This is a genomic window from Micromonospora sp. D75 (assembly GCF_018070405.1).
Taxonomy (GTDB): Bacteria; Actinomycetota; Actinomycetes; order Mycobacteriales; family Micromonosporaceae; genus Micromonospora; species Micromonospora chalcea.
On record NZ_JAGPXV010001035.1, the window covers coordinates 1 to 1,079 of the forward strand.

Annotated in this window: 1 protein-coding gene; it reads right to left on the reverse strand. The window is 79.1% G+C overall.

The window, feature by feature from the left end; genetic code table 11:
* Positions 1-80: 80 nt before the first annotated feature.
* The coding region (locus tag KBX39_RS31765; RefSeq protein ID WP_210874111.1) for a PfkB family carbohydrate kinase at positions 81-1,079 on the reverse strand (999 nt) is incomplete at its 5' end.

A 1,079-nucleotide genomic window follows, 5' to 3' on the forward strand; every position in this document is an offset into this window, starting at 1 on the left:
GGACCGCGGGCCCGGCGCCGGGAGCGGGGGCGTTCATGCCGCCGCCCGCGCGACCGCGCCGGATCGGATGCGTCGCTCGTTCATCGTGCTCCCTTCGCCGTGGACCGGACCACCGTCTGCGCGACGGCCTCCGCCGGGTCGAGCGTCGTGGCCGGCCAGCCGCCGCTGCCCCGTCCCGCCCGCGCGGCAGCGATCATGTCGGTGGTCGAGCGCCCGTCGAGGTACGGCACCACCACCGTGTGCCCGCCCCAGCGGGCCAGGATCTCCGACTCGGGCAACGTCTCGGCGCCGCCGCCGCTGGCGTAGTCGCCGCCCTTGACCCAGATGTCCGGACGCAGCCAGGACAGCGCCGCCTCCGGGGTCGGCTCGTCGAAGATCAGCACCGCGTCGACGCAGCCGAGCGCGGCGAGCAGCCGGCCCCGGTCGCCCTGCGGCACGACCGGGCGCTCCGGTCCCTTGAGCCCGGCCACGCTGGCGTCGGAGTTGAGGCAGACCACCAGGCAGTCGCCGAGTTGCCGGGCCGCCTGGAGCGTCGCCACGTGCCCGGCGTGCAGCAGGTCGAAGCAGCCGCCGGTGGCGACCACGGTGCCGCCGGCCGCGCGTACCCGGGCCACCACCTCACCGGCCGCCCCGGCGCCGACCCGGTCGCCGCCGCCGGTGACCACCGCCGGGGCCACCGCCCGTACCGGGGCCGGCAGCGCGGCGGCCACGCCACCCCCGGCCACGTACGCGGACGCCTGCGCGACCGCCTCCTGCACCGCCTCGGAGACCAGCGCCCCACGGGCCAGCGCGAGCGTCGCGGTGGACGCGAAGCGGTCCCCCGCCCCGCAGGTGTCCCCCTCGGCCGGTGGCGCCGGCACCACCAGGGGCGTGGATCCGGCGTGACAGAGCAACGCGCCGTCCCCGCCGAGCGTCACCGCGACCGCGCGCGCCTGCCAGCGCCGGCGCAGCGCCTGCGCGCTGCGGGACGCGGCCGCGAGGCGGGACCCGCCCGGCGGCGTCTTGGCCAGGTCGCGGGCCTCCGGCTCGTTCGGAGTCGCCAGGTGCACCCCGGGTACGGCGGCCGGACCGCGCGGATG